Origin of the sequence: Clostridium sp. (assembly GCF_034179595.1) — a bacterium.
GTDB lineage: Bacteria > Bacillota > Clostridia > Clostridiales > Clostridiaceae > Clostridium.
In genome coordinates this window covers 70,790-94,781 of sequence record NZ_JAXFPT010000014.1, presented here as the reverse complement: position 1 = coordinate 94,781, position 23,992 = coordinate 70,790, and the positions used below count along the sequence as shown (strand labels likewise).

Sequence of the window (23,992 nt, the reverse complement as noted above, 5' to 3'; positions counted from 1 at the left end):
ATAATATTTTTGAAAAAAATAAAAGGTTTTTAACATAAATTCAACATAAAGCTAAAAATTAATAAAACAACACAAAAATAAAAGGCCAATATAATATTGACCTTTTAAATAAGTATATAATTAAACTATTTTAGTAGTCCAATCTTCACAGTTCCAAATTTCTGTAACTATATCTTTATAAAATTCAGGTTCGTGTGATACAAGAAGTATTGATCCTTTGTATTCTTTTAAAGCTCTTTTAAGTTCATCTTTTGCATCAACATCTAAGTGGTTAGTAGGCTCGTCAAAGATAAGTATATTAGTTTCAGTATTTAGTATTTTACAAAGTCTTACCTTTGCAGCTTCCCCTCCAGATAAAACTCTTATCTTAGATTCAAGTTGTTTAGTAGTAAGTCCACATTTTGCAAGAGCAGATCTTATTTCATATTGAGTTTTGCTTGGGAACTCATTCCAAACTTCTTCTATACAAGTATTATTGTTTTCTTCTCTTTCTTCTTGTTCAAAATATCCTATATTTTGATAATCTCCAAGTAAAACTTCACCAGATAATGGTTTAACTTTACCAAGTAAGCTCTTTAAAAGAGTAGATTTACCAAGACCATTTGCGCCAACTAATGCTATCTTTTGACCTCTTTCCATATAAAGATTAAGTGGCTTTGTTAAAGGAGTAGTATATCCAATTACTAAATCTTTAGTTTCAAATATAGTTTTTCCAGATGTTCTTGAAAACTTAAAATTAAATTCAGGCTTTGGTTTTTCTTTTGTAAGTTCGATTCTTTCCATCTTATCTAATTTCTTTTGTCTTGATTTTGCCATACCAGTTGTAGCAACATTTGCTTTATTTCTTGCAACAAAGTCTTCAAGTCTTGCTATTTCTTTTTGTTGCTTTTCATAAGCTATTTCAAGTCTCTTTTTATTTTCTTCATGCTTTCTCTTAAATTCGTAGTAATCACCAACATATCTTGTAAGCTTTCTTTCTTCAACATGATATATTAAATTTACAACATCATTTAAAAATGGAATGTCGTGAGATATAAGTATAAATGCATTTTCATAGCTTTGTAAGTATCTCTTAAGCCATTCTATATGTTCTTCATCTAAGTAGTTAGTAGGCTCATCTAGAAGTAATATATCTGGATTTTCTAAAAGAAGTTTTCCAAGTAATATTTTAGTTCTTTGACCTCCAGATAAATCATCTACGTCTTTATCAAGTCCTAAGTCTAAAAGACCAAGACCTTTTGCAACTTCATCAACCTTTGCATCTATCATATAAAAACCATTATTATCAAGCATATCTTGAATAACAGCAGTTCTTTCAAGCATTTTATTAAGTTCATCTTCTGATACTTCACCCATCTTTTCATAAAGTGAATTCATTTCAGCTTCTAAATCAAAAAGATATCTAAATGCTTCTCTTAAAGCATCTCTAATTGAAGTACCTTTAGTTAAAACAGCGTGTTGATCCATATATCCAACACGTACATTATTTGACCAAATAACTTTTCCTTCATCAGGCATAAGTTTTCCTGTGATTATATTCATAAAAGTAGATTTACCTTCACCATTTGCACCAATAAGTCCAACGTGTTCTCCTTTTAAAAGTCTAAAAGAAACATCTTCAAAAATAGCTCTATCACCAAATCCATGGTTCATATCTTTAACAGTAACTATACTCATTTTTTCCTCCTAAAATTGTATTGCTAAGAATAAGTTTAATATCACTATTATATTTTGTAAAGAAAAAGTGTACAATATTAATGACTTCTAAAATTAGAAAAAATAATGTAGAATATAATAATAAGAAAATACCACCCGGAGGTATAAGGAGGATATTATAAATGGAAAATGATAGAGATATGTTAATTTTCGATGAGCATAATGAAAAGCTTAGAAAAGATATAATGAATAGATTAAAAAGAATAGAAGGTCAAGTTAAGGGGATTCAAGGTATGATGGAGAAAAATACTTGCTGTGGAGATATATTAGTTCAAGTTTCAGCTATAAGATCTGCTATAAATAATGTTGGGGGATTGATTATAGAAAATTATGCTATAAATTGTTTAGGCTTTGAAGAAGGGTCAGATGAACAAAAAAAGGTTCAAGGGTTAGTTAAAAAGATAAATAACTTTGTGAAATAGGTATATTGGAGAATGAAATATGAATAATTTTATAAATGCAATTATTCTAATTATAGGGTTTATTTTTTTAATAAAGGGTGCTGATATATTTGTTGATGGATCATCAAATATAGCTAAAAATATAGGGATACCTTCAGTTATAGTTGGGCTTACAATAGTTTCACTTGGTACAAGTGCGCCAGAACTTGCAATAAGCTCAATATCAGCAATTAAAGGAAATAATGGGATTGCAATAGGAAATGTACTTGGTTCAAATCTCTTTAATACATTAATTGTACTTGGGGGGACAGCGCTTGTTACACCTCTTATGATTAGAAAAAATATTGTTAAAAGAGATTTTTTAGTTAATGTATTAGTATTATTTATTTTATATATATTTTCTTTTGGATTAAGATTTAATGGAAAAGATGGATTACTATCAAGATTAGATGGATTAATCCTATTGTTACTATGTATAACTTATATAGTTATTTTAATAAGAGAGGTATTTAAAAATAAAGATTCAGATATTAGAGATATAGAAAGAAAAAATTTAAGTCATATAAAAATTGGAAAAAATATTATAAAAATAGTAATTGGAGTAGTTGGAATAATTTTAGGAGGAGAATTAGTAGTTAATTCAGCAACTAATATAGCATATTCTATAGGAATGAGTGAAAAATTAGTTGGTCTTACAATAATAGCTATGGGAACATCACTTCCAGAACTTGTAACATCTATAATTGCAGCTCTTAAAGGAGAGACAGAGATTGCACTAGGTAATGTATTAGGATCAAATATATTTAATATATTACTTATTTTAGGATTATCTTCAACTATTAATCCTATAATTGTAGCGGGAAATCTTTACATAGATTTATTATTTTTAATAGCAGTAACATTAATTATAGGGATTATGATATTTTTAAATAAAGATAAAGATATAAATAAATTAACTAGATTTAAAGGGCTGATTTTAGTACTTTTATATATAATATATCTTTTATATATTATAATGAGAAATTAATATAGAGATAAGTATTAATGGACTAAAAAAATTTTATAATACTAAAAAATATATAAATGGAGTATAAATAATATATTTAACTTATATTATATCTTATAATTATGAAAAGGTGGGAGTGTAAGAAGCTATGTATAAATTAGTGTGTATTGATATGGATGGGACTTTATTAAATAAAGAGCATGAAGTGAGTGATGAAAATAAAAGAGCTCTTAAAGAGGCGACAGAATTAGGAGTTAATATTGCAATATCAACAGGAAGAGTGTTTGCATCAGCAAGGATATATGCTAAAATTACAGGCATAAAAGCACCGCTTATATGTTCTAACGGCTCTTATATAAGAGCAAAAGATACAGATGAAATCATATTTAAATCAGTATTAGATAAAGAAGCTTTAGAAGAAATTTATAAACTTATAAAAAAGCATAATTTTTTAGCTTATTTTGATACTCCATATGGAATAATAAGTGATACAAAAATTCCAGATGATGATAGTCATAGAAAGATGAATGAATGGGTAACAGAAGATGAAAAAATTAAATTTTATGAAGTAGATGATTTTAAAGAAGCATTTTCTAAATATGGATCTGATATATTAAAGCTTATAATAATAGAAACTAAAAATAGTACAAAAATTGAAGATGCTAAAGAAGATATAGAAAAGTTAAAAGATTATGTGGATATTGTTTATTCATGGAGTGGATGTGCTGAATTTATGGCAAAAGGTACATCTAAAGGAAATGCAGTTAAGATGTTAGCCAAAAAGTTTGGAATAAAAAAAGATGAAATAATGTGTATTGGTGATAGTAGAAATGATTTATCAATGTTTTATGAAGCTGGAACTACTGTAGTTATGGGTAATGCACCAGATGATATAAAAGAGTATGCAGATTATGTAACAGAAAGTAATGAAAATAGCGGAGTAGCAAAGGCTATAGATCAATTTATTTTAAATAAATAAATTGATTTCATAAAGGAAATCTGTTACCATATTATATGAAAAATTTAAAATATACTCATTTTGTATAGGGGAGTAGTTAGCTCGAAATAATTTGTAGGGAGTTATTAAGTCAACATATTGAACAAGAGTCTGTTCTGGCTTAATATTGAATAACGAGACTTATGCATAGTTTTATGCTATGCGTAAGTCTCCTTTTTTATATAGGGTGAGTAAAAATTAAAAAAAGGAGTTATATACATATGAGTTTTCTAGCGATTTTTATGACCGGAATTGGTCTATCTATGGATGCTTTTGCTGTTGCAATTGCAAAAGGAATGAGCCTTAAGAAAAATGTAATGAAAAATGCCTTAAAAATAGCAATATTTTTTGGCGGATTCCAAGCTTTAATGCCATTTATAGGTTGGTTTGCAGGTAGATATTTTAAAGATTATATTGAAGCATTTGACCATTGGATTTCATTTATCATTCTTGCTTTTATTGGAGGTAAAATGATTTATGAATCAATAAAGGGAGAAGATGAAGAAAAGTCTGCAAATGAAGACGTTATAGATGAAGTTTCAGTTGAAGGTGAAAGGCTTGAAAATAATGAAGTAAGCACTAAAAATTTAATAATACTTGCAATAGCAACAAGTATAGATGCACTTGCAGTAGGTGTAAGCTTTGCATTTTTAAATGTTAGTATAATACCTTCTATTTTTATAATAGGAATAACAACTTTTGTATTAAGTTTAATAGCTGTATTTATAGGAAGAAAGCTAGGTGGCATTTTACAAAAATATGCTGAAATCATTGGTGGAGTAATATTAATCTTAATAGGTCTTAATATACTTTTAGAACACCTAAGATAGATATATTAAAAAGATAAAAAGTGTAGATTAAATCATACACTTTTTTACTAAAATTTATAATACCATAAAGAGGGTACCAGAAGCTATTAAGATTCCTCCAATAACTGATTTAAACGTAATTTGTTCATTAAGTATGAAAAATGCTAAAACAATTGTTATTATAATACTTAATTTATCAATAGCAACAACGCTTGTTACATTGCCCATTTGAATAGCTTTATAATAAAATAGCCAAGATAAGCCTGTAGCTAGTCCAGATAAGATTAAAAATAACATGCTTCTACTTGAAATATTTTTAATTTCTCTATGACTTCCTGTTATAAATACAATTGCCCATGCTAAGATTAAAACAACAATTGTACGTATGGCAGTTGCTAGATTAGAGCTTATTCCGCTAATTCCTATTTTAGCAAAGATTGAAGTGATTGCAGCAAATAAGGCTGATAAGATGGCATAGAAAAACCACATAAAAAACCTCCATAATATGTAAAATTATGAATATATTATACCATAAATTAAAAGATAAATTAAAATAGAAATCATTATATTAAAGGCTTTTATATAAATTTATCTAACTATATACTTTAAATTGACTTTTTATGATAAAATAAACTAAAACATAATAAAGGAGATATTATTTTATGTCAGTAAAAATGTTACATACATGTATAAGAGTTATGGATTTAGAAAAGTCATTAAAGTTTTATAAGGAAGCTTTAGGACTTATAGAAACAAAAAGAAAAGATTTTCCAGAAAATGAATTTACTCTTGTTTATTTATCAAATGAAGTTGGTGGTTATGAAATAGAACTTACTTATAACTATGATCCTGAAAAACCATATGAATTAGGAAATGGATTTAGCCACATAGCTATTGGAGTTGAAAATTTAGAAGAAATGAGAGAAAAACATATTTCACTTGATTATAAGGTTACTGATTTAAAAGGACTTCCAGGAGAAGAGCCACATTATTATTTTGTAACTGATCCAGATGGATATATGATAGAAGTTATAAGACAAAAATAATATTTAAAGTGTAGTATATATGCTGCACTTTTTTTATCTTATAATATATAAAAGTAAGTAAATTTACTTAAAGTATCATTATATGAAAATTAACTTTAATTAAAGGAAAGGATATTAGATGAGGATAAATAAATTACTTAGTAACTATGGAATTTGTTCAAGAAAAGAAGCTAATAGGATTATTGAAGATGGAAGAATAATAGTAAATGGGAAGCTTTGCACTAAAGGGCAATGGGTAGAAGAGACAGATGAAATACTTTTAGATAATAAACCTCTAAAGCCTATGGAAAAAGTTTATATAGCATTAAATAAACCAGAGGGAATAACTTGTACAGCAGCTAAAGAAGTTAAAGATAATATAATTGACTTTATGAATTATGGAAAATATATATTTCCTGTAGGAAGACTTGATAAGGAATCTGAAGGATTAATAATAATGACTAATGATGGTGAAATTGCAAATAAAATATTAGAATCCCAGAATAATCATGAAAAAGAATATATAGTTAAGGTTGATAAACCTTTTGATGATAGCTTTTTAGAAGGGATGGCAAATGGAGTAGAAATACTTAATGTTAAGACTAGACCTTGCACTGTTACTAGAATAAATGAAGATACATTTAGGATAATACTTACTCAAGGACTTAATAAACAAATAAGAAGAATGACTAAAGTTTTTGGATATACAGTTATAAAGTTAAAAAGAATAAGAATAATGAATATAAAAATAGATGGGATAGATAAGGGGAAATGGCGTAATCTTACCTTAGAAGAAATAGAAAAACTTAAAATGCACTAATACATATAATATAGGAAAAGTAAAAGTTTAAAGAAAGTTAAAAATCTCTTTCATATTAATACTTAATATGATGATATTATTTTAGATATTAAAAATTTAATTAAAAAAGGAGATTTTATGTTTGATTTAAAGAAAGAAATGAATTTTTACAAATTGATTTGGATTTTTATGATAGGGTGTGTCTTAGGGTACTGTGTTGAAATGCTTTGGTGCTATATAACAAATGGGTATTTTGAAAGTAGACAAGGGTTATTATATGGTCCATTTAGTCCTGTATATGGTATAGGCAGTGCTCTTCTTAGTTTATTATTGTATAAGTTTTTGCATACAAGAGGAATTATAGTATTTTTAATAAGTGCAGTTGCAGGTGGAGCATTTGAATATTTATGTTCATGGGCTCAACAAAAGATGGTAGGAACAATTTCTTGGGATTATACTAGTAATAATTTAAGTATAGGTGGAAGAACTAGCGTTGAATATTGTATATTCTGGGGAGTATTAGGAGTATTATTTATAAAAGAAGTTTATCCTTTAATCGATAAATTTTTTAATAAGATTTCAAGTAAAGCTATAAAGATTTGGACTTATATATTTATAATAATAATGGTACCTAATATTATATTATCTGCATTAGCAGTAAGAAGAGAAGTTGCAAGAATGGATCATGTTAAAGCTACAAATGCAATTGATAGATTTTTAGATGAGCATTATCCAAATTCATATATGAAAAAAGTATATCCAAATATGATTTTCCCAAATCAAAAAGGTTAAATAAAGGTATAAAAGGGATTAGATTTTTAAGTCTAATCCTTTTGTTTTGTGTTGAATAAATGAAAAATATAATATATAATGTAATATGTAATTAGAAAATAAAAGATAGCAAAACTAAATAATTTATAGTTTTAGGTGAATAATTTATTTAAATTATTAAAAGAGAAAATGGTGAAAATCCATTACAGCCCCCGCTACTGTAAAAGGTGACAAGCTTAAATAAAGCCACTAATATGATTTAATATTGGGAAGGATTAAGTAAGGATGACCCTAAAGTCAGGAAACCTGCCTAAGACTTATTAGCTATTCTTCAGAGGGAAGTACGATAGATAAAGTTTTGGTAGATTTTAAAGCTCTATCTTATTTTTGTGTACACAAAGCACTTTTATCCTTAAAGATAAAAGTGCTTTTTTAAAAATCCCAATAAATTTAAATGTTTTTTGAGGTGAGTTATGAGAAAAGCAATATTAGTAGTAAGTTTTGGAACGAGTTATTTAGACGCGTTGGAAAATTCAATTGAGAAGATTGAAAAGGAAATACAAGAAAATTTTAAAGAGTATGATATATTTAGAAGTTTTACTTCACATATGATAATAAGAAAATTAAAATCTGTTTATAACATGGAAGTTGATACACCAGAGATAGTTTTAGAAAAGATAAAAGATTTAGGATATGATGAAGTTTTAGTTCAACCTATTCACATAATACCTGGGGAAGAATATGATTATGTAAAAGGTAATGTGGAAAGATTTGAAAAGTACTTTAATAGTATAAAGTTTGGAAGACCACTTTTCTTTTATCAAGGAGAAGAGGATATGCCAAATGATTATGGGATATTTATAGATAGCATAAAAGAATTATTAGAATGTAAGGAAGATGAAGCAGTAGTTTTATTTGGACATGGTAGTGCACACTATTCTAATGCAGCTTATGGAGCACTTCAAACAATGCTTTATGATGAAGGCTTTGAAAGAGCATTTGTTGGAACAGTTGAAGGATATCCAACTTTAAATAGCGTATTAAAAAGACTAAATAAAAATAATATTAAAAAAGTTAAACTTGTACCATTAATGGTTGTTGCAGGAGACCATGTTAGAAATGATATGGCTTCAGATGAAGACGATTCATGGAAAACGATTTTAAAGGAAAATGGATTTGAAGTAGAAACACATATTCATGGACTTGGAGAGATTAAAGCATTTAGAAAGATATATATAGATCATATAGAAGATATGATAAATGATACATATTTAGGTGTTGGAAAAACTAAAAAGTTAGGAAAATAATTTTTTAAAGAAAGAGAGAAAGAAATAATGAAATCTTTAATTATTGCTTCTAATAAAAGTGGAGGAGGAAAAACTACCTTTACTTTGTCTTTAATGAATTCTTTAATTAAAAAAGGATTTTCAGTTCAAGGCTTTAAGGTTGGTCCAGATTATATAGATGGAGCATTCCATGAATTTATAACTAAAAAGCCTTCAAGAAATTTAGATTTATTTTTAATGGGAACAGATGGAATAAACTATAGTTATTCAAAAGGAAAAAGTGATTTAGGAGTTATTGAAGGAGTTATGGGTCTTTATGATGGCAAAGGTATATCTACTTTTGCTTCTACATATCATGTTTCAAAAGAATTAGGTGATATGCCAATTTTACTTGTAATCACTCCAGGGGCTCAAAGTGTTACTTTATGTGCTGAAATAAATGGATTAAAAGAATTTAAAAATGCAAATATTGTTGGAGTAGTATTAAATTCTATAAGTCCAAGTTATTACACTATGTTAAAGGCTGCTATAGAAAAACATTGCAATATAAAGGTATTTGGCTATATGCCAAAAGATGAAAAGTTAAGTTTAAAGAGCAGACATCTTGGACTTGTTCAAAGCGTAGAAGTTTCTAACCTTAAAGAAAAGATAGATTATGCAAGTAAACTTTTAGAAGAGTATGTTGATATTGATAGCCTTGTAGATGAATTTAAAGAATATAAGGCAAAAAGTATTAAATACGATTTAGAATATAAGGATATAAAAATAGGAGTTGCCTTAGATAAAGCCTTTAGTTTTTATTATAGAGAAAATATAGAACTATTAAAACAAATTGGAGAGATTAAGTATTTTAGCCCTTTAAATGATAAAGAACTACCAAAAGATTTAGATTTTTTATACATAGGTGGAGGTTATCCAGAAGTTTTTAAAGAAGAACTTTCAAAAAATATATCTATGAGAAAAAGTATAAAAAAAGCTCTAGAAAATGGTCTTAGGTGTTTTGCAGAATGTGGAGGGCTTATGTATCTTACTCAAGATATAGATGGAAGTGAAATGGTTGGTTTCTTTAATGGGAATGCAGAAATGACAACTAGGCTTCAAAGATTTGGATATTCAACATTAATTTTAAATAATAATGAACAAGATTTAACAATTAATTGTCATGAATTTCATAAATCAAAAGTTAATTTAGAGGAAGAAACAGTTTATAATATAAGCAAAGAAAATTATCTAGGAAATAAAACTGAGTGGGTATGCGGATACAAAAAAAATAATACTATTGCAGGTTATCCACATGTTAATTTCTTAGGAAATATTGATTTCTTTAAAGAGATAGTTGGTTATAAGAAATATTAAAATAATTTAGAAAGTAGGTGGGATTTATGAATTATATAAAAGATCCAATGGGAATAGAAAGAAGAAGTTTTGAGATTATAGGAAGTGAGCTTGGAGAACATAATTTTACTGATGAAGAATTACTTATAGTAAAAAGAGTTATACATACAACGGCCGACTTTGAATATAAAGATTTATTAGAAATAAGCGAAGGTGCAATAGAAACTGCTAAAGAAGTATTTAAAAATGGAGCTAGACTTTATACAGATACTAATATGATATTAGCAGGAATAAATAAGAGAGCTTTAAGTGCATTAAATTCTGAAGGGACTTGCTATGTTAATTTAGATAAGGTACATGAGTTATCAAAAGAAAGAGGAATAACACGTTCAATGGCAGGTGTTGAACTTGCGTCTAAAGAAGGTGTTGATATATTTGTTTTTGGTAATGCACCAACAGCGCTTTTTAAATTAAGAGAGCTTATTGAAAGTGGAGATGCAAAGCCAAAGCTTATAATTGCAGTTCCAGTAGGTTTTGTTGGAGCTAGTGAAAGCAAAGAAGGCTTAGAGGAACTTGGAATACCTTACATAAGAGTTAATGGAAGAAAAGGTGGAAGTACTGTTGCAACTGCAATAATTAATGCCCTTATGTATATGCTTTATGAAAGGTAAGAATTAGTATGCTTGACTTATATATTGAAAGTGACGGAAAAAAATTAAGGTGCGGATACACAACAGGGTCTTGTGCGTCAGCTGCTGCAAAAGCTGCAACTTTTATGCTATTTAATAATGAGGAAATCAAATCAATAAAAATTGATACACCAAAAGGAATAGAACTTGATTTACAAATAAACGAAATAAAAAGAGGAAAAGATTTCGTAGCTTGCTCTATTATTAAAGATGGTGGAGATGATATTGATGCAACTCATGGTATAGATATCTGGGCAGAAGCTAAAATCATTGATGAAGGCTATGTTTTAAAAGGTGGAAAAGGCGTTGGAGTTGTTACAAAAGATGGCCTTTTTATACCAAAGGGAGAGCCTGCAATAAATAAAGTTCCAAGAGAATGTATAAAAAAAGAAGTTTTAAAGGTAAAGCCAGAGGATAAGGGAGTCCAAATAACTATATCTGTACCAAAAGGAGAAGAGGTTGCTAAAAAGACATTTAATCCAAGACTTGGTATAGTTGGCGGAATATCTATACTTGGAACAACTGGAATAGTCTATCCAATGTCAGAAGAAGCACTAAAAGCATCAGTTAGACTAGAAATAAATCAAAAGGCTATAAATAATGAGACTCTAGTACTTACTTTTGGTAATATGGGTGAAAGGTTATGTAAACAGCTTGGATATAAAGAAAATCAAATTGTTATAATTTCAAACTATGTTGGATATGCATTAGAATGTTGCGCTAATTTAAATGTAAAAAACATAATTTTAGTAGGACATATTGGAAAAGTAAGTAAGGTTGCTTATGGATGTTTTAATACACATAGCAGAGTAAGTGATGTAAGACTTGAAGTTATAGCTTTAGAACTTGCACTTTTAGGATATGATATAAATCTTGTAAAGAATGTATTAGAACAAAAAACATCAGAAGGTGCAGTGAAATTATTAGGTGATGGATTCGATGATTTATATAGAAATATAGGAATAAAGGTCAAAGAAAGACTTGAACTTTATACTTATAATAAAATAAATTGTGATGTAGTTATGTATTATGATCCATGTGATCCTAAAGTTTTATGGAATTCATTGATAGAGGAGAATTAAATGATTTATATAGTTGGTCTTGGACCTGGAAATAGAGAATATATACTCCCAAAAGCATTAAAAATTTTAAAAAATAGTGATAAGATTATTGGCTTTGATAGAGCAGTGCAGTCTATAAAGTTTTTAGGAAAAGAAAGCATAACAGTGTCATCACTTAAGGAATTATTAGATAATGTAAATGAAAATAAGGATTTAGATGTGTCTATAATAGCATCTGGAGATCCAACATTTTATGGAATTACAAATTATTTAAAGAGTAAAATAGATGAAAACATAGAAATTATACCAGGTATAAGTTCTTTTCAATATTTAACCAGTAAAGTTCAAGTCATGTGGAGTAAGGCTTACTTAGGAAGTTTACATGGAAGATATGAAGAATTTTTAGAAAATGTTAAGGGAAATGATTGCTCTGTATGGCTTACTGATAAAGTAAATAATCCAAGTAGATTATGTGAAATTTTATATGAAAATAGTATAGATGCTAGAGTTATTATAGGCGAAAACTTATCATATGATGATGAAAAGATAAGCATAGGAACTCCAAAGGAATTGATGAACAACATATATGAATTATTATCTGTTGTTATAATAGAAAGAATTTAATGGAATGAGGAAAGATATGAACTTTATAAAGGATAGTGAATTTATAAGAGGAAATTGCCCTATGACTAAAGAAGAAATCAGAATAAGTTCAGTATGCAAATTAGAATTAAAAGAAGATTCTGATGTCTTAGATATAGGTAGTGGTACTGGCTCTATCACAATTCAATGTGCAAAAATAGCATATAAGGGTAATGTATATTCATTAGAAAAGGATTTTGAAGCAATTGATATTACAGAAAAGAATATTGAAAAATTTAATTGTGATAATGTAAGTCTTTTTAAAGGAGAAGCTTTAGATTATTTAAATGAATTTTTAAAGCAAAATAAAAAATTTGACTCTATTTTTGTTGGAGGAAGTGGAGGAAGCTTAGAAAAAATACTCATTTCTTCTGATAAATTACTTAAAAAATCAGGCAAGCTTGTTATGAATTTTATAACATTAAAAAATGTTTATGAAGCAATAAGTGTAGTTGAAAAGTTAGGTTATGATGTTGATGTAACAATGCTTCAAGTAAGCAAAGGAAGAGGAAAAAGTCTAATGCTTATGGCAAATAATCCAATATTTATAGTAGAGTGTAGAAAGGAAGAAAAATAGATGGCTAAGTTATACGGTATAGGAGTAGGACCTGGAGATAGTGAGCTTTTAACTATTAAAGCTGTTAGAGCTATTGAAAATTGTGATATTATTGTAGCTCCAGTTGCAGTAGAAGGCGGAGAAAGTGTAGCTTATGAAATTGCAAAAGAATATATAAAAGATGATACAAAGGTTGTATTAAAACACTTCCCAATGGGAAAAAAAGATAGAGTAGAAAAAGCTAAAGAAGCTTATGATTATATAAGAAGTGAAATAGAAAATGGAAAAACAGTAGGTTTTTTAACTATTGGAGATCCATATGTTTATAGTACATATATTCATATGTTAGACCATATGAAGGAAAATGGTATAGAAGTTACTACAATACCAGGGATAACATCATTTTGTGCAGCAGCAAGTTTAGTAAATAGAACTCTTGTTATAGGAAATGAACCTCTTTTAATTCTTCCAGCTAGTAGAGTTTCTGATATAAAAGATGAAAAGTATGTTGTAATAATGAAAGTTTATAAAAAAGAAGAAGAAGTTGTAAACTATCTTGAAGAAAAAGGCTTTGATTATGTATGTGTACAAAGAGTTGGAAGAGATGGAGAAAAGGTATTAACAAATAGAGAGGACATAATAAATTCAAAAGAATATATGTCACTTATAATAGCAAATAGATAGGAGGAAAGATTTTGGTTTATTTTATAGGAGCAGGTCCAGGAGATGTAGATTTAATTACAGTTAAGGGAAGACAGATATTAGAAAAAGCAGATATAGTTATATATGCAGGTTCATTAGTTTCAAGTGAACATATGAACTTTTGTAAAAAAGATGCAAAGATATATAATTCAGCAAAGATGAATTTAGATGAAGTTATAAAGGTTATGACTGAAAATAAAGATAAGATAATAGTAAGATTACATACAGGTGATCCATCTATATATGGTGCAATAAAAGAGCAAATGGATGAACTTGATAAATATAATATAGAGTATGAAGTAATTCCAGGGGTAAGCTCATTTACAGCAGCTGCATCTGCTATAAAAAAAGAATTTACTCTTCCAAGTATAACACAAACAGTTATTTTAACTAGAGTAGAAGGTAGAACTAAAGTTCCTGAAACTGAAGATTTAGAAAAACTTGCAAGTATTGGAGCATCAATGGCAATATTTTTATCAATATCAATGATTGATAAGGTTGTAGAAAAATTAAGACGTGGATATGGAAGAAACGTTAATATAGCAGTAGTTGAAAGAGCAACATGGGAAGATCAAAGAATATTAATTGGTACATTAGATGATATAAGTGAAAAAGTTAAAGAGGCTGGAATAACAAAATGTGCTCAAATCTTAGTTGGTGATTTTATTGACTGTGAATATGAAAAAAGTAAGCTTTATGATAAAACATTTTCACATATGTTTAGGGATGCAATACTTTAAAGATGATTGGTGTAATAAGTGTAACAAAAAAAGGTGATATTCTTGCAGAGAAACTAAAAGAAAATCTTAATTGCAGAGTGTTTTTAAAGTCTAAAGAAGATAAAGATTTAAAGAGCGTTACAAAAGAATTTATGCAAGAATTAGAAGGAGTTATATTTATAAGTTCAACTGGGATTGCGGTAAGACTTATAGCTCCTTACCTTAAAAGTAAGGCAAAGGATCCTGCTATAGTTGTTGTTGATGTAAATAATAATTTTACAATAAGCCTTGTAAGTGGTCATTTAGGTGGTGCAAATAGATTAACATCTAAAGTAGCTAAAATTTTAAATAATACAGAAGTTATAACAACTGCAACAGATAAAATGAATATAGTAGCACCAGATATGATTGCAAAAGAAAATGATTTAGTAATAGATGATTTAAAGATATGTAAGGATGTAGCAGCACTTTTAGTAAACGGTAAAAAAGTTTATTTTAATGATGAAAAAGATATAATAAGCACTCCAAAAGGCTATATAAAAGAAAAAGAAATAAGAGACGATATGATTTTAGTTACCAATAAACTAAATATACAAAAGAAAAATAATTTACTTAAATTAGTTAGAAAAGATGTAGTTTTAGGAATTGGATGCAGAAAAGATACGGATGAAAAAAAGCTTAGAGAATTTGTTCTTAAGGTGTTAGAAGAAAATAATTATGATAAAAGATCAGTAATTAAAATAGGTTCTATAGATGTTAAGAAAAATGAAAAAGCTATCATATCTTTAGCTAAATTTTTAGGATGTGAATTTATAACTTTTAATAAAGATGAGATAAATAGTGTAGATGAAGATTATGAAGGCAGTGATTTTGTATTTAAAACTGTTGGAGTAAGATGTGTTTGTGAACCCGTTATTTATCTTATGGATGCAAAGGTTAAGGTTAAAAAGATAAAATACGAAGGAATGACTCTTTCAATAGGAGAAAAATACATTTAAAGGAGATTAAATGATGGGAAAATTATATGTAGTAGGAATTGGTCCTGGTGGATTAGAACATATGACTATAAAAGCAAAAGAAGCTATATTAAATGCTGATATAATTGTTGGATATACAAAGTACATAGAAATGGTACGTGATTTAATAGGAGATAAAGAAATTTATCAAACAGGCATGAGAGGCGAAGTTGAAAGATGTAAAAGAGCTTTAGAACTTTCAAGAGAAAAGGACGTTTGTTTAATAAGTACTGGAGATGCTGGAATATATGGTATGGCAGGGCTTATATTAGAGCTTAAAACTGATGAAGAAGTAGTTATAATTCCAGGACTTACAGCATCAAGTGCAGCAGGTTCAGTAGTTGGAGCTCCACTTATGCATGATAATTGTAATATAAGTTTAAGTGATTTAATGACTCCTTATGAAACTATAAAAAAGAGAGTTAAACTTGCAGCAGAAGGAGATTTTATAATATCTTTATATAACCCAAAAAGTAAGGGAAGACCAGAGTATTTAAGAGAATGCTTAGATATAATAAGTGAATATAGAGATGGAAATACTCCAATTGCAGTTGTTAAAAATGCTCTTAGAGATGGTATGGAATATACTATAACAACTCTTGAAAAGTTTGATACTGAAGTAGTTGATATGATGAGTATAGTTATAGTCGGCAATTCACAAAGTTATATAAAAGATGGCATATTTATAACACCTAGAGGTTATAAATTAGAGGATAAGTAATAATGATAGGTTTTATATTAGGCACTTCTGAAGGAAGAGAAATCTTAAAAATGATAAATAAATATACTGATGAAGTTGTTGTATCTACAGCTACAGAGTATGGTGGAAAGTTACTTGAAAATTTTAAGCTAAAGCATTTAAATACAAAACCTTTAGATGAAGATGGTTTAAAAAATCTAATTAAAGAATTTGATATAAACGTTTTAGTAGATGCTTCGCATCCATATGCAACAGAAGTTAGCAAAAACGCAATTCAAAGCGCAAAAGATATGGGGATTGATTATATTCGTTTTGAAAGACAGGGAGTATTAAGTAGCTCAAGTTATGAAAATATAATAAAAATAAAAGAATATCATGAACTTAAAGAAATTTTAAAAGATATAGACGGTAATATATTAAATACTACTGGTAGTAGAAACATAAAAAATATCCTTGATGTTAATAGCAAAAATAGAATCATACATAGAATTTTACCATCTTCTGAAATACTTAAAGAAGTATTAAGTTTAGGCGTTGACGTTCAAGATGTTGTAGCTATCAAGGGACCTATAAGCTATGAATTAAATATTGGTTTTATAGATCAATATAATGCTAAGGCAATGATAACTAAAGATAGTGGAAATGCTGGTGGAACACTTGAAAAGTTACAATCTTGCATAGATAAAAATATAAAACTTATTGTCATAGAAAAACCTAAAATGAATTATGGTAATACTTTTTATGATGAATCTAGATTAGTTGATTATTTAGTAGAAAGATATAGCCTTTAAGGTTATATCTAAATTTAGGAGCTTTTAATATGATAAAGATAATAATAGGATATTTATTAGACTTAATAATAGGTGATCCTCAAAATCCATATCATCCAATAAGAGGAATAGGGAAAATAGCACAAATCTTTGAAAATTTATTTAGAAAAATCTTCAAAAAACATCTAAAGCTTGCAGGAGCAATTACTTGGATTGTAGTTGTATCTATAGTATTTTTAATTAATTTTTTACTTATAAAGTTATTAGGAAAAATAAATCCATATATAGCTCTAATTTACGAATGTATAGCAATATATTTTTGTTTATCAACAAAGGCATTAAAAGTTGAGGGCTTAAAGGTAATAAAATATGTAAAAGAAGATAATATAGAAATGGCTAGAAAGCAATTATCATACATAGTTGGAAGAGATACTGATAGATTAGATAAAGAAGCAATAATGAAAGCTGTTATTGAAACTGTTGCTGAAAATATGTCAGATGGGGTAATAGCACCATTATTTTTTGTAGGCTTAGGTGGAGCACCGCTTATGTTTTTATATAAAGCAGTAAATACTATGGATTCTATGTTTGGTTATAAAAATGATAAGTATAAAGAATTTGGATATTTTCCTGCTAAATTAGATGATGTATTTAGTTATATACCAGCAAGGCTTTCAGCTTATTTAATAATAATATCATCATTTTTATTAAGATTAGATTATAAAAATGCCTTTAAAATTTATAATAGAGACAAAAATAATCATACAAGCCCAAATAGTGCTCACCCAGAATCAGCAGCAGCTGGTGCTTTAGGGGTAAGACTTGGTGGAGCAAATTATTATTTTGGAAAATTAGTTAAAAAGCCTGAAATAGGAGATCAAATAAATAAAATAACATTAAAAACTGTTGATGATGTAAATAGAATTTTATATTTAAGTTCATTTTTAGGTGTTATAGTAGCTTGCGTTATAAGTAAGGTTATTGAGGTGATTTTATGTTAAAGTCTATTCATGGTGGAAATATTGATGAAATATGCAGAGTTTATAATATAGATAGAAAAAGTATTATTGATTTTTCAGCAAATATAAATCCTTTAGGACTTAATTTGAATATAAAAAATTCTATAATAAATAATTTAGAAGATATAGTTAATTATCCAGACATAACTTATTATGAACTAAAAAAAGAAATAAGTAGTTTTGAAAATATAAAAAAAGAAAATATATTTTTAGGCAATGGAGCAGCAGAATGTATATTTAATTTAGTGAGAGCTTTAAATCCTAAAAAAACACTTTTATTAGCTCCAAGTTTTTCAGAATATGAAGAGGCAGTAAATAGTGTTTGTGGAGATATAGAATATTTTCTTTTAAAAGAAGAAGACGATTTTAAAATAACAGATAAATTTTTAGAATCATTAGATGAAAGTATAGATCTTGTATTTATATGTAATCCTAATAATCCTACAGGCGTTATAACCAAAAAAGACTATTTAGAAAAGATTATAAAAAGAGCACATGATTTAAATATTTTTGTTGCAGTTGATGAATCATTTTTAGATTTTGTAGAGGATAAAGAAGATTATTCAGTTATGGATTTAGTATATAAGTATTCTAACTTAGTTATAATAAAATCTTTAACTAAGTTTTATGCAATGCCAGGGCTTAGAATAGGTTTTGGAGTTACAGTTAACAAAGATTTACTTAAAAATATAGATAGGGTAACTATGTCTTGGAATGTAAATACATTAGCTTCTGTTTCAGCTATATGTGGATTAAAACAAGATACATATAACAAAGATAGCATTCTTTATGTAAATAAGGAAAGAGAATATCTATATAATAGTTTAAAAGATATAAAAGAATTAAAAGTATTTAATCCATCAGTTAATTTTATATTTTTTAAGATAGATAAAGATATAGATTTAAAGATAGAATTATTAAAGTATGGAATACTTATAAGAAGCTGTAATAATTATATTGGTTTAGATGATATGTATTATAGAATTGCTGTTAGAACAAGAGAAGAAAATGAAAAGATTATTAGTGCATTAAGTAAGGTTTTTGATTATGAAAAGTAAAAAGGTACTTATAATTTTAGATGGATATTTTGAAGATACACAAAGTTTAAAAGAAGTTATAGACTTTAAATTTAAATATTTAGAGTCTATAACTCAATTTTCTTATAGAGGGAGTTTTGATAATTCTACAGCTGGTTATGATGTAGATAGTTTAAATTGTATCTTTAATATCTTAGGATATTCACCTAATGAAAATAAGATATATGAAAGAGCCTATTTTGAAGCATTGTCAAAAGGATATAAGGTAAAAGAAAATGAATCTATATTAAGATGTAATTTAGTTAAAATTGATAATTATAAACTAAAAGATTTTACAAGTGGTTTATCTAAAAAAGAAGCTGGCTTTATTACATATAAGTTTATAGAAGATTTTAAGAAAAATAGAAGATTAAATGAAAAGATAAAAATGATTCATTGTGATGCATACAGAAATCTAATCTTTATAGATGAAAACTATGATGATTTAAAAGATATAGCTTTTTTTAAGCCACATGATAATGTAGGTAATCTTTTAGAAGATATATTGCCAAAAAATACTTTAGATAAGTTTAATAGAGGATTAAATATTATATTAGAATTTATGAAATACTCATATGAATACTTTAAAAATATAGGATATAAGGGAATAATGTTATATCCTTGGGGTTTATCTAAAAAAACTTCTCTAGATTTAATTAAAGACAAGCTAAAATTAGATGGAGCTGTTATTTCAGGGATTGATTTAGTAAAGGGAATGGGATTATCTATAGGCTTAGAAAATATAGATTTATATAGTGCTACTGGAGATTATGATACATCACTAATAGAAAAGCTTAATAAGTCAAAAGAAGCTATAGAAAGTCATGACTTTTTATTATTGCATATAAATGGTTGTGATGAACTAGCTCATAGAAAAGATTTAGATGGGAAGATATTATTTCTTAAAAAGACATTTAATGAAATAGTAAATCCACTATTTTTATATATAAAAGAAAATTATAAAGACTTTTCTATGCTTATAACAGGAGATCATATAACTAATTCAGTAACTGGAATGCATGAAGAGGGAAAAGGAGAATATATCTTTTTAAGTTCTGATTATAAAGATATAAACTTTACAAAAATAAATCATTTAATAGAATTTATGACTTTTTAAATAAAGGGGGAAGGCTTTATGAAATCAAAGGGAATAATGTTACTTGGAACAGCATCATCTGTTGGTAAAAGTACATTAGCTACTGCTATTTGTAGATATTTTACAAATAAAAATTTAAAGGTTGCACCATTTAAAGCTATGAATATATCATTAAATTCTTTTGTAACAGAAGATGGGCTTGAAATGGGAAGAGCACAAGTTGTTCAAGCAGAGGCTTGTAATATAACTCCACAATCTTTTATGAATCCTCTTTTATTAAAACCAAATGGAGGAAAAACTCAAGTTATAGTAAATGGAAAAGTTAAGTTTATAATGGATGCTTATAAGTATAAAGAAATAAATAAAGAACTAAAAAAAGAAGTTTCTAATACATATAACTCTATAAAAGAAAATTATGATTTAATTGTTCTTGAAGGCTCTGGAAGCTGTGCTGAAATAAATTTAAAAGATACTGATATAGCAAATATGTCTATGGCAAAGATGGCAGATGTTCCTGTTATATTAGTTGCAGATATAGATAGAGGCGGGGTTTTTGCTTCAGTTGTTGGAACAATTATGTTACTTGATGAAGAAGAGAGAAAACGAGTTAAAGGCGTAATAATAAATAAATTTAGAGGTAGAGTAGATTTATTTAAAGGTGCTATGAAACAATTAGAAGATATAATAAATATACCTGTTCTTGGGGTAATGCCTCACTGCACATTAGATATTGAAGATGAAGATGGTGTTAGTGAAAAAATATTAAGAAAAAACAATAAAAAGGAAAAGATAGATATTGCAGTTATAAAACTTTCTCATATATCAAACTTCACTGATTTTAACAACTTAGAAAGAATGGACGGATTAAGTGTAAGATATGTTAAAGATGTAAGTGAAATAGGAAATCCTCATATGATAATAATACCTGGAAGTAAAAGCACAATAGATGATTTAAAACATATAAAAAATATAGGATTATATGAAAAAATTAAAGAACTTCATAGTAATGGATGCTTAATATTTGGTATCTGTGGTGGTTATCAAATGCTTGGAGAAAAAATAATAGATGATGAAAAGATTGAAGGAGATACTTTAGAGGAATTAGGATTTAATTTCTTAGACTTTAATACTAGATTTAAGAAAGAAAAAACAACTGTCCAAACAAAAGCACATATAAATAAAGATAATCCAATAAATAAATATATTTCTGATATAAAGCTAGAAGGCTACGAAATCCATAACGGAGTAAATGAATATAAAGAAGATGCTATTTCATTTATTTGTGATGATGAAAATAGGATAATTGGTTCTATAAATAAGGAAGGTACAGTTATTGGAACTTATCTTCATGGAATATTTGATTCAGACGAATTTAATCTAAAGCTTATAGAATATATAGCAAAGAAAAATAATATTTCAATAGAAAATATAAATAAAGAAATATCTTATAAAGAGCATAAAAAAAGAGAATATGACAAGTTAGCTAACTTACTTAAAGAAAATATTGATATAGAAAAGCTAGAAGAAATAATAGGATTTTAGAGTATTGAAAGAAAATTGTTTCAGAAAGAGTTTTATGGGAATATTTATAAGAAAATAAAAACGTTAGACTGATAGTAGGTTGGGTTATATTAAGTAGGATTTTAGTTTCTACAATTGTTATTAATTCTTTAATATATTGAAGAAGTTAAAAGTAATGATAATAAAGAGATAAATATAAATAAACAGATTTATAAGTAAAAGTAGGGATAAATATCCCTACTTTTTAATTTAAAAAATTATTTTCTATATATTTATAAGCATCTGTTAAATCAAGTAAGCTACCTAAATTTTTTAAATCATTTACTTTTTTATAATCATCCATTTCTATTTCATTTTCTAAAATTGGATTTATTCTAAAAAAGTTATCTTTAAGAAGTTCTTTGCAGTACATGTCTTCTAATGGAATAGTATCATTTAATAAAATTGATACTAGAGGCTTTTTCATTTTAATAAGTGGATTATATGCCCATTGCATAATACCCCATTTCGAAGTATTTCTTTTTATACAGCAAGGAGTTATGCCTGTGCCAATTGAGAGAATTCTAAAATCTGAGAAATCTAGCTTAGGATATAACTTTAAGATTTTTATTAAAGCAGTTGCAGTTGGCATATTTGTAACGACAGCACCATCTATAAAACCTTTATGAGATGGAAAATATGTTGGGGCAGCAGAACTAGATAAGGCTACATCTATGATTGAATAATTAGATAGATTATCATTTTGTTCTATATTATTAAAAAATACAGGCTCCCAAGTGTTTGAGTTTAGACCTGTTAAACTAAAGGATGGAATAAATACATATTTATTTAAATCACTTAATTTATCAGTATCTTTAAATACAGAACTTAATATATTTTTTAAATTTTTATTGTTATATTTAGGCCTAAGAAAATTAAGATGATTTTTGTTAAAAACATTTTTTATGTTGTTATAGCTATATATATTATCAACAAAATCGGCATCTTTTCCAGAAGCTAATAATAAAGCTATTAAAGATCCAGTTGAAACACCAGCATAAAGGTCAGTCTTTTTTAGTATCTCTGGATATCTATCACAAAATCTTTTAAAAATTCTAGCAGATAATGCTCCTTTAATGCCACCACCATCAAATGAAACAATTCTAAATGCACACATAATATTCTCCAAAATAAGAGCTATATAAATAAAATATTTAAAAGGAATTAAATGTGTGATTACTTAATAAAATAATAATTTAGGTTTTTATTATCTTAAAAAATATATTATTATATAATTAATAAACTTAGTAAAAACGTTTAGAAAGGATAAGATTATATGAATAAAGTTTGTGTACTTGGAAGTATAAATATGGATTTAGTTATAAAAGTTAATGAAATGCCAAAAGAAGGCGAAACAATTCTTTCAGAATCTTTTGAAAAGATAGCAGGGGGAAAAGGTGCAAATCAAGCAGTTGCAGCAAGAAGATGTGGAAATATAGTTTCTATGATTGGAAAAATCGGAAAAGATGATAATGGAAAAATTTTAAAAGGTTTATTAGAAGAAGATTCTATAGATACTAATTTAATATTTGAAGATGAAAATGAACCAACGGGAATGGCAGTTATAACTGTAAATAAGAATGGAAATAATTCAATAACAGTTATTTCAGGATCAAATATGACTTTAAATAAAGATGAAATAGAAAAATCAAAAGAAATAATAGAAAATAGTGATATTTTAATTTCTCAATTTGAAGTACCAGAAGAGGTTATATTAGAAGCTTTTAAAATAGCAAAAGAAAATAATAAAGTAACTATTTTAAATCCAGCACCAGCTAAAAAGATAGATGAAGAATTATTAAAATATACTGATATTATAATTCCAAATGAAACTGAAGCCGAGCTTTTAACAGGTATTAAAGTAAATGATTTAGAAAGTGCAAAGCTTGCTGCAAATGGATTATTAGAAAAAGGCGTGAAATTTGTAATAGTTACTTTAGGTTCAAAAGGAGCAGCTGTTATAAGCAAAGAAGATGGACAAATAGTAGAAGCGTATAAAGTTAAGGCAATAGACACTACAGCAGCTAGAGATAGCTTTATTGGAGGATTAAGCTCAAAGTTAGATATAGAAAACTTAAGTTTTGAAAATTTATTAAAAGCAGTTAAATTTGCAAATAAGGTTTCTTCAATAACTGTACAAAGAAAGGGAGCACAACCTTCAATTGCAAGACTTGAAGAAGTTATTGAAATATATGGAGAAGTTTAAATTTTCTAAAGTTTTTTATTAAATATTTTAATTGT

26 protein-coding genes and 1 riboswitch are annotated in these 23,992 nt (G+C 27.2%); of the genes, 23 read left to right on the top strand and 3 right to left on the bottom strand.

Annotation, left to right across the window (positions count from 1 at the left end; all coding sequences use genetic code 11):
• Positions 1–120: 120 nt before the first annotated feature.
• On the bottom strand, positions 121–1,677 hold the full coding sequence (gene abc-f, locus SPJ33_RS01375) for a ribosomal protection-like ABC-F family protein (RefSeq protein ID WP_321116166.1): 1,557 nt from the start codon (positions 1,675–1,677) through the stop codon (positions 121–123).
• 161 nt (positions 1,678–1,838) lie between these two features.
• Here abc-f and SPJ33_RS01370 point away from each other — a divergent pair, with 161 nt between their 5' ends.
• From SPJ33_RS01370 to SPJ33_RS01355, 4 genes are all read left to right on the top strand, one after another.
• Entirely contained in the window at positions 1,839–2,138 is a 300-nt protein-coding gene (locus SPJ33_RS01370; protein WP_321116165.1) for a metal-sensitive transcriptional regulator, read from the top strand.
• A 31-nt stretch (positions 2,139–2,169) separates the two neighbouring features.
• Positions 2,170–3,144: a calcium/sodium antiporter gene (locus SPJ33_RS01365; protein WP_321116203.1), complete on the top strand. Its 975-nt coding sequence runs from the start codon at positions 2,170–2,172 to the stop codon at positions 3,142–3,144.
• A 127-nt stretch (positions 3,145–3,271) separates the two neighbouring features.
• Positions 3,272–4,102, top strand: coding sequence for a Cof-type HAD-IIB family hydrolase (locus SPJ33_RS01360; protein ID WP_321116164.1), 831 nt, complete (start codon positions 3,272–3,274; stop codon positions 4,100–4,102).
• Positions 4,103–4,341: 239 nt separating this feature from the next.
• Positions 4,342–4,950: a manganese efflux pump MntP family protein gene (locus SPJ33_RS01355; RefSeq protein WP_321116163.1), complete on the top strand. Its 609-nt coding sequence runs from the start codon at positions 4,342–4,344 to the stop codon at positions 4,948–4,950.
• Positions 4,951–5,004: 54 nt separating this feature from the next.
• Here SPJ33_RS01355 and SPJ33_RS01350 read toward each other — a convergent pair whose 3' ends face one another.
• Positions 5,005–5,418, bottom strand: a complete 414-nt coding sequence (locus SPJ33_RS01350; protein ID WP_321116162.1) for an EamA family transporter — start codon at positions 5,416–5,418, stop codon at positions 5,005–5,007.
• Positions 5,419–5,591: 173 nt separating this feature from the next.
• Here SPJ33_RS01350 and SPJ33_RS01345 point away from each other — a divergent pair, with 173 nt between their 5' ends.
• The 18 genes from SPJ33_RS01345 to SPJ33_RS01260 all read left to right on the top strand — a co-directional run bounded on the left by SPJ33_RS01345 (position 5,592) and on the right by SPJ33_RS01260 (position 21,733).
• A complete protein-coding gene (locus SPJ33_RS01345; RefSeq protein ID WP_321116161.1) occupies positions 5,592–5,975 on the top strand; it encodes a VOC family protein in 384 nt (127 codons plus the stop codon).
• Positions 5,976–6,093: 118 nt separating this feature from the next.
• Positions 6,094–6,774, top strand: a complete 681-nt coding sequence (locus tag SPJ33_RS01340; RefSeq protein WP_321116160.1) for a pseudouridine synthase — start codon at positions 6,094–6,096, stop codon at positions 6,772–6,774.
• 117 nt (positions 6,775–6,891) lie between these two features.
• Entirely contained in the window at positions 6,892–7,545 is a 654-nt protein-coding gene (locus SPJ33_RS01335; RefSeq protein ID WP_321116159.1) for a putative ABC transporter permease, read from the top strand.
• A 116-nt stretch (positions 7,546–7,661) separates the two neighbouring features.
• A riboswitch (cobalamin riboswitch) is annotated at positions 7,662–7,853 on the top strand.
• Positions 7,854–7,997: 144 nt separating this feature from the next.
• Complete coding sequence (locus SPJ33_RS01330; RefSeq protein ID WP_321116158.1) at positions 7,998–8,831, top strand: sirohydrochlorin cobaltochelatase; 834 nt, start codon at positions 7,998–8,000, stop codon at positions 8,829–8,831.
• A gap of 27 nt (positions 8,832–8,858) precedes the next feature.
• Positions 8,859–10,166, top strand: coding sequence for a cobyrinate a,c-diamide synthase (locus tag SPJ33_RS01325; protein WP_321116157.1), 1,308 nt, complete (start codon positions 8,859–8,861; stop codon positions 10,164–10,166).
• Positions 10,167–10,192: 26 nt separating this feature from the next.
• A complete protein-coding gene (locus SPJ33_RS01320) occupies positions 10,193–10,816 on the top strand; it encodes a precorrin-8X methylmutase (protein ID WP_321116156.1) in 624 nt (207 codons plus the stop codon).
• Positions 10,817–10,824: 8 nt separating this feature from the next.
• Positions 10,825–11,916, top strand: a complete 1,092-nt coding sequence (gene cbiD / locus SPJ33_RS01315) for a cobalt-precorrin-5B (C(1))-methyltransferase CbiD (protein ID WP_321116155.1) — start codon at positions 10,825–10,827, stop codon at positions 11,914–11,916.
• Complete coding sequence (gene cbiE / locus SPJ33_RS01310) at positions 11,917–12,519, top strand: precorrin-6y C5,15-methyltransferase (decarboxylating) subunit CbiE (RefSeq protein ID WP_321116154.1); 603 nt, start codon at positions 11,917–11,919, stop codon at positions 12,517–12,519.
• Positions 12,520–12,535: 16 nt separating this feature from the next.
• On the top strand, positions 12,536–13,114 hold the full coding sequence (gene cbiT / locus SPJ33_RS01305; RefSeq protein WP_321116153.1) for a precorrin-6Y C5,15-methyltransferase (decarboxylating) subunit CbiT: 579 nt from the start codon (positions 12,536–12,538) through the stop codon (positions 13,112–13,114).
• Complete coding sequence (locus tag SPJ33_RS01300) at positions 13,115–13,777, top strand: cobalt-factor II C(20)-methyltransferase (RefSeq protein ID WP_321116152.1); 663 nt, start codon at positions 13,115–13,117, stop codon at positions 13,775–13,777.
• 11 nt (positions 13,778–13,788) lie between these two features.
• Complete coding sequence (cobM, locus tag SPJ33_RS01295; protein ID WP_321116151.1) at positions 13,789–14,535, top strand: precorrin-4 C(11)-methyltransferase; 747 nt, start codon at positions 13,789–13,791, stop codon at positions 14,533–14,535.
• 2 nt (positions 14,536–14,537) lie between these two features.
• Positions 14,538–15,512, top strand: a complete 975-nt coding sequence (cbiG, locus tag SPJ33_RS01290; RefSeq protein ID WP_414627191.1) for a cobalt-precorrin 5A hydrolase — start codon at positions 14,538–14,540, stop codon at positions 15,510–15,512.
• A gap of 13 nt (positions 15,513–15,525) precedes the next feature.
• Entirely contained in the window at positions 15,526–16,251 is a 726-nt protein-coding gene (cobJ, locus tag SPJ33_RS01285) for a precorrin-3B C(17)-methyltransferase (protein ID WP_321116150.1), read from the top strand.
• Between the two features lie 2 nt (positions 16,252–16,253).
• On the top strand, positions 16,254–17,021 hold the full coding sequence (locus SPJ33_RS01280; RefSeq protein WP_321116149.1) for a cobalt-precorrin-6A reductase: 768 nt from the start codon (positions 16,254–16,256) through the stop codon (positions 17,019–17,021).
• A 29-nt stretch (positions 17,022–17,050) separates the two neighbouring features.
• Positions 17,051–18,001 carry an adenosylcobinamide-phosphate synthase CbiB gene (gene cbiB / locus SPJ33_RS01275; protein WP_321116148.1) on the top strand — a complete coding sequence of 317 codons (951 nt, stop codon included), beginning with the start codon at positions 17,051–17,053 and terminating at the stop codon, positions 17,999–18,001.
• Complete coding sequence (gene cobD / locus SPJ33_RS01270) at positions 17,995–19,077, top strand: threonine-phosphate decarboxylase CobD (protein ID WP_321116147.1); 1,083 nt, start codon at positions 17,995–17,997, stop codon at positions 19,075–19,077. Before cbiB ends, cobD begins: the two co-directional genes overlap by 7 nt.
• On the top strand, positions 19,067–20,212 hold the full coding sequence (locus tag SPJ33_RS01265) for a hypothetical protein (RefSeq protein WP_321116146.1): 1,146 nt from the start codon (positions 19,067–19,069) through the stop codon (positions 20,210–20,212). The genes cobD and SPJ33_RS01265 overlap by 11 nt, the downstream gene beginning before the upstream one ends.
• Before the next feature lie 18 nt (positions 20,213–20,230).
• Entirely contained in the window at positions 20,231–21,733 is a 1,503-nt protein-coding gene (locus tag SPJ33_RS01260) for a cobyric acid synthase (protein WP_321116145.1), read from the top strand.
• A 223-nt stretch (positions 21,734–21,956) separates the two neighbouring features.
• Here the strand turns inward: SPJ33_RS01260 and SPJ33_RS01255 are convergent, their stop codons facing one another.
• Complete coding sequence (locus SPJ33_RS01255) at positions 21,957–22,868, bottom strand: patatin-like phospholipase family protein (RefSeq protein WP_321116144.1); 912 nt, start codon at positions 22,866–22,868, stop codon at positions 21,957–21,959.
• A 159-nt stretch (positions 22,869–23,027) separates the two neighbouring features.
• Between SPJ33_RS01255 and rbsK the strand changes: the two genes are divergently transcribed.
• Entirely contained in the window at positions 23,028–23,957 is a 930-nt protein-coding gene (gene rbsK / locus SPJ33_RS01250; RefSeq protein ID WP_321116143.1) for a ribokinase, read from the top strand.
• Positions 23,958–23,992: the final 35 nt, after the last annotated feature.

What these genes read in the sequence shown, in the direction of transcription:
- abc-f (WP_321116166.1), bottom strand. Translation starts at nt 1,677, where the DNA reads ATGAGTATAGTTACTGTTAAAGATATGAACCATGGATTTGGTGATAGA.
- SPJ33_RS01370 (WP_321116165.1), top strand. Translation starts at nt 1,839, where the DNA reads ATGGAAAATGATAGAGATATGTTAATTTTCGATGAGCATAATGAAAAG.
- SPJ33_RS01360 (WP_321116164.1), top strand. Translation starts at nt 3,272, where the DNA reads ATGTATAAATTAGTGTGTATTGATATGGATGGGACTTTATTAAATAAA.
- SPJ33_RS01355 (WP_321116163.1), top strand. Translation starts at nt 4,342, where the DNA reads ATGAGTTTTCTAGCGATTTTTATGACCGGAATTGGTCTATCTATGGAT.
- SPJ33_RS01350 (WP_321116162.1), bottom strand. Translation starts at nt 5,418, where the DNA reads ATGTGGTTTTTCTATGCCATCTTATCAGCCTTATTTGCTGCAATCACT.
- SPJ33_RS01345 (WP_321116161.1), top strand. Translation starts at nt 5,592, where the DNA reads ATGTCAGTAAAAATGTTACATACATGTATAAGAGTTATGGATTTAGAA.
- SPJ33_RS01340 (WP_321116160.1), top strand. Translation starts at nt 6,094, where the DNA reads ATGAGGATAAATAAATTACTTAGTAACTATGGAATTTGTTCAAGAAAA.
- SPJ33_RS01335 (WP_321116159.1), top strand. Translation starts at nt 6,892, where the DNA reads ATGTTTGATTTAAAGAAAGAAATGAATTTTTACAAATTGATTTGGATT.
- SPJ33_RS01330 (WP_321116158.1), top strand. Translation starts at nt 7,998, where the DNA reads ATGAGAAAAGCAATATTAGTAGTAAGTTTTGGAACGAGTTATTTAGAC.
- SPJ33_RS01325 (WP_321116157.1), top strand. Translation starts at nt 8,859, where the DNA reads ATGAAATCTTTAATTATTGCTTCTAATAAAAGTGGAGGAGGAAAAACT.
- SPJ33_RS01320 (WP_321116156.1), top strand. Translation starts at nt 10,193, where the DNA reads ATGAATTATATAAAAGATCCAATGGGAATAGAAAGAAGAAGTTTTGAG.
- cbiD (WP_321116155.1), top strand. Translation starts at nt 10,825, where the DNA reads ATGCTTGACTTATATATTGAAAGTGACGGAAAAAAATTAAGGTGCGGA.
- cbiE (WP_321116154.1), top strand. Translation starts at nt 11,917, where the DNA reads ATGATTTATATAGTTGGTCTTGGACCTGGAAATAGAGAATATATACTC.
- cbiT (WP_321116153.1), top strand. Translation starts at nt 12,536, where the DNA reads ATGAACTTTATAAAGGATAGTGAATTTATAAGAGGAAATTGCCCTATG.
- SPJ33_RS01300 (WP_321116152.1), top strand. Translation starts at nt 13,115, where the DNA reads ATGGCTAAGTTATACGGTATAGGAGTAGGACCTGGAGATAGTGAGCTT.
- cbiG (WP_414627191.1), top strand. Translation starts at nt 14,538, where the DNA reads ATGATTGGTGTAATAAGTGTAACAAAAAAAGGTGATATTCTTGCAGAG.
- cobJ (WP_321116150.1), top strand. Translation starts at nt 15,526, where the DNA reads ATGGGAAAATTATATGTAGTAGGAATTGGTCCTGGTGGATTAGAACAT.
- SPJ33_RS01280 (WP_321116149.1), top strand. Translation starts at nt 16,254, where the DNA reads ATGATAGGTTTTATATTAGGCACTTCTGAAGGAAGAGAAATCTTAAAA.
- cbiB (WP_321116148.1), top strand. Translation starts at nt 17,051, where the DNA reads ATGATAAAGATAATAATAGGATATTTATTAGACTTAATAATAGGTGAT.
- cobD (WP_321116147.1), top strand. Translation starts at nt 17,995, where the DNA reads ATGTTAAAGTCTATTCATGGTGGAAATATTGATGAAATATGCAGAGTT.
- SPJ33_RS01265 (WP_321116146.1), top strand. Translation starts at nt 19,067, where the DNA reads ATGAAAAGTAAAAAGGTACTTATAATTTTAGATGGATATTTTGAAGAT.
- SPJ33_RS01260 (WP_321116145.1), top strand. Translation starts at nt 20,231, where the DNA reads ATGAAATCAAAGGGAATAATGTTACTTGGAACAGCATCATCTGTTGGT.
- SPJ33_RS01255 (WP_321116144.1), bottom strand. Translation starts at nt 22,868, where the DNA reads ATGTGTGCATTTAGAATTGTTTCATTTGATGGTGGTGGCATTAAAGGA.
- rbsK (WP_321116143.1), top strand. Translation starts at nt 23,028, where the DNA reads ATGAATAAAGTTTGTGTACTTGGAAGTATAAATATGGATTTAGTTATA.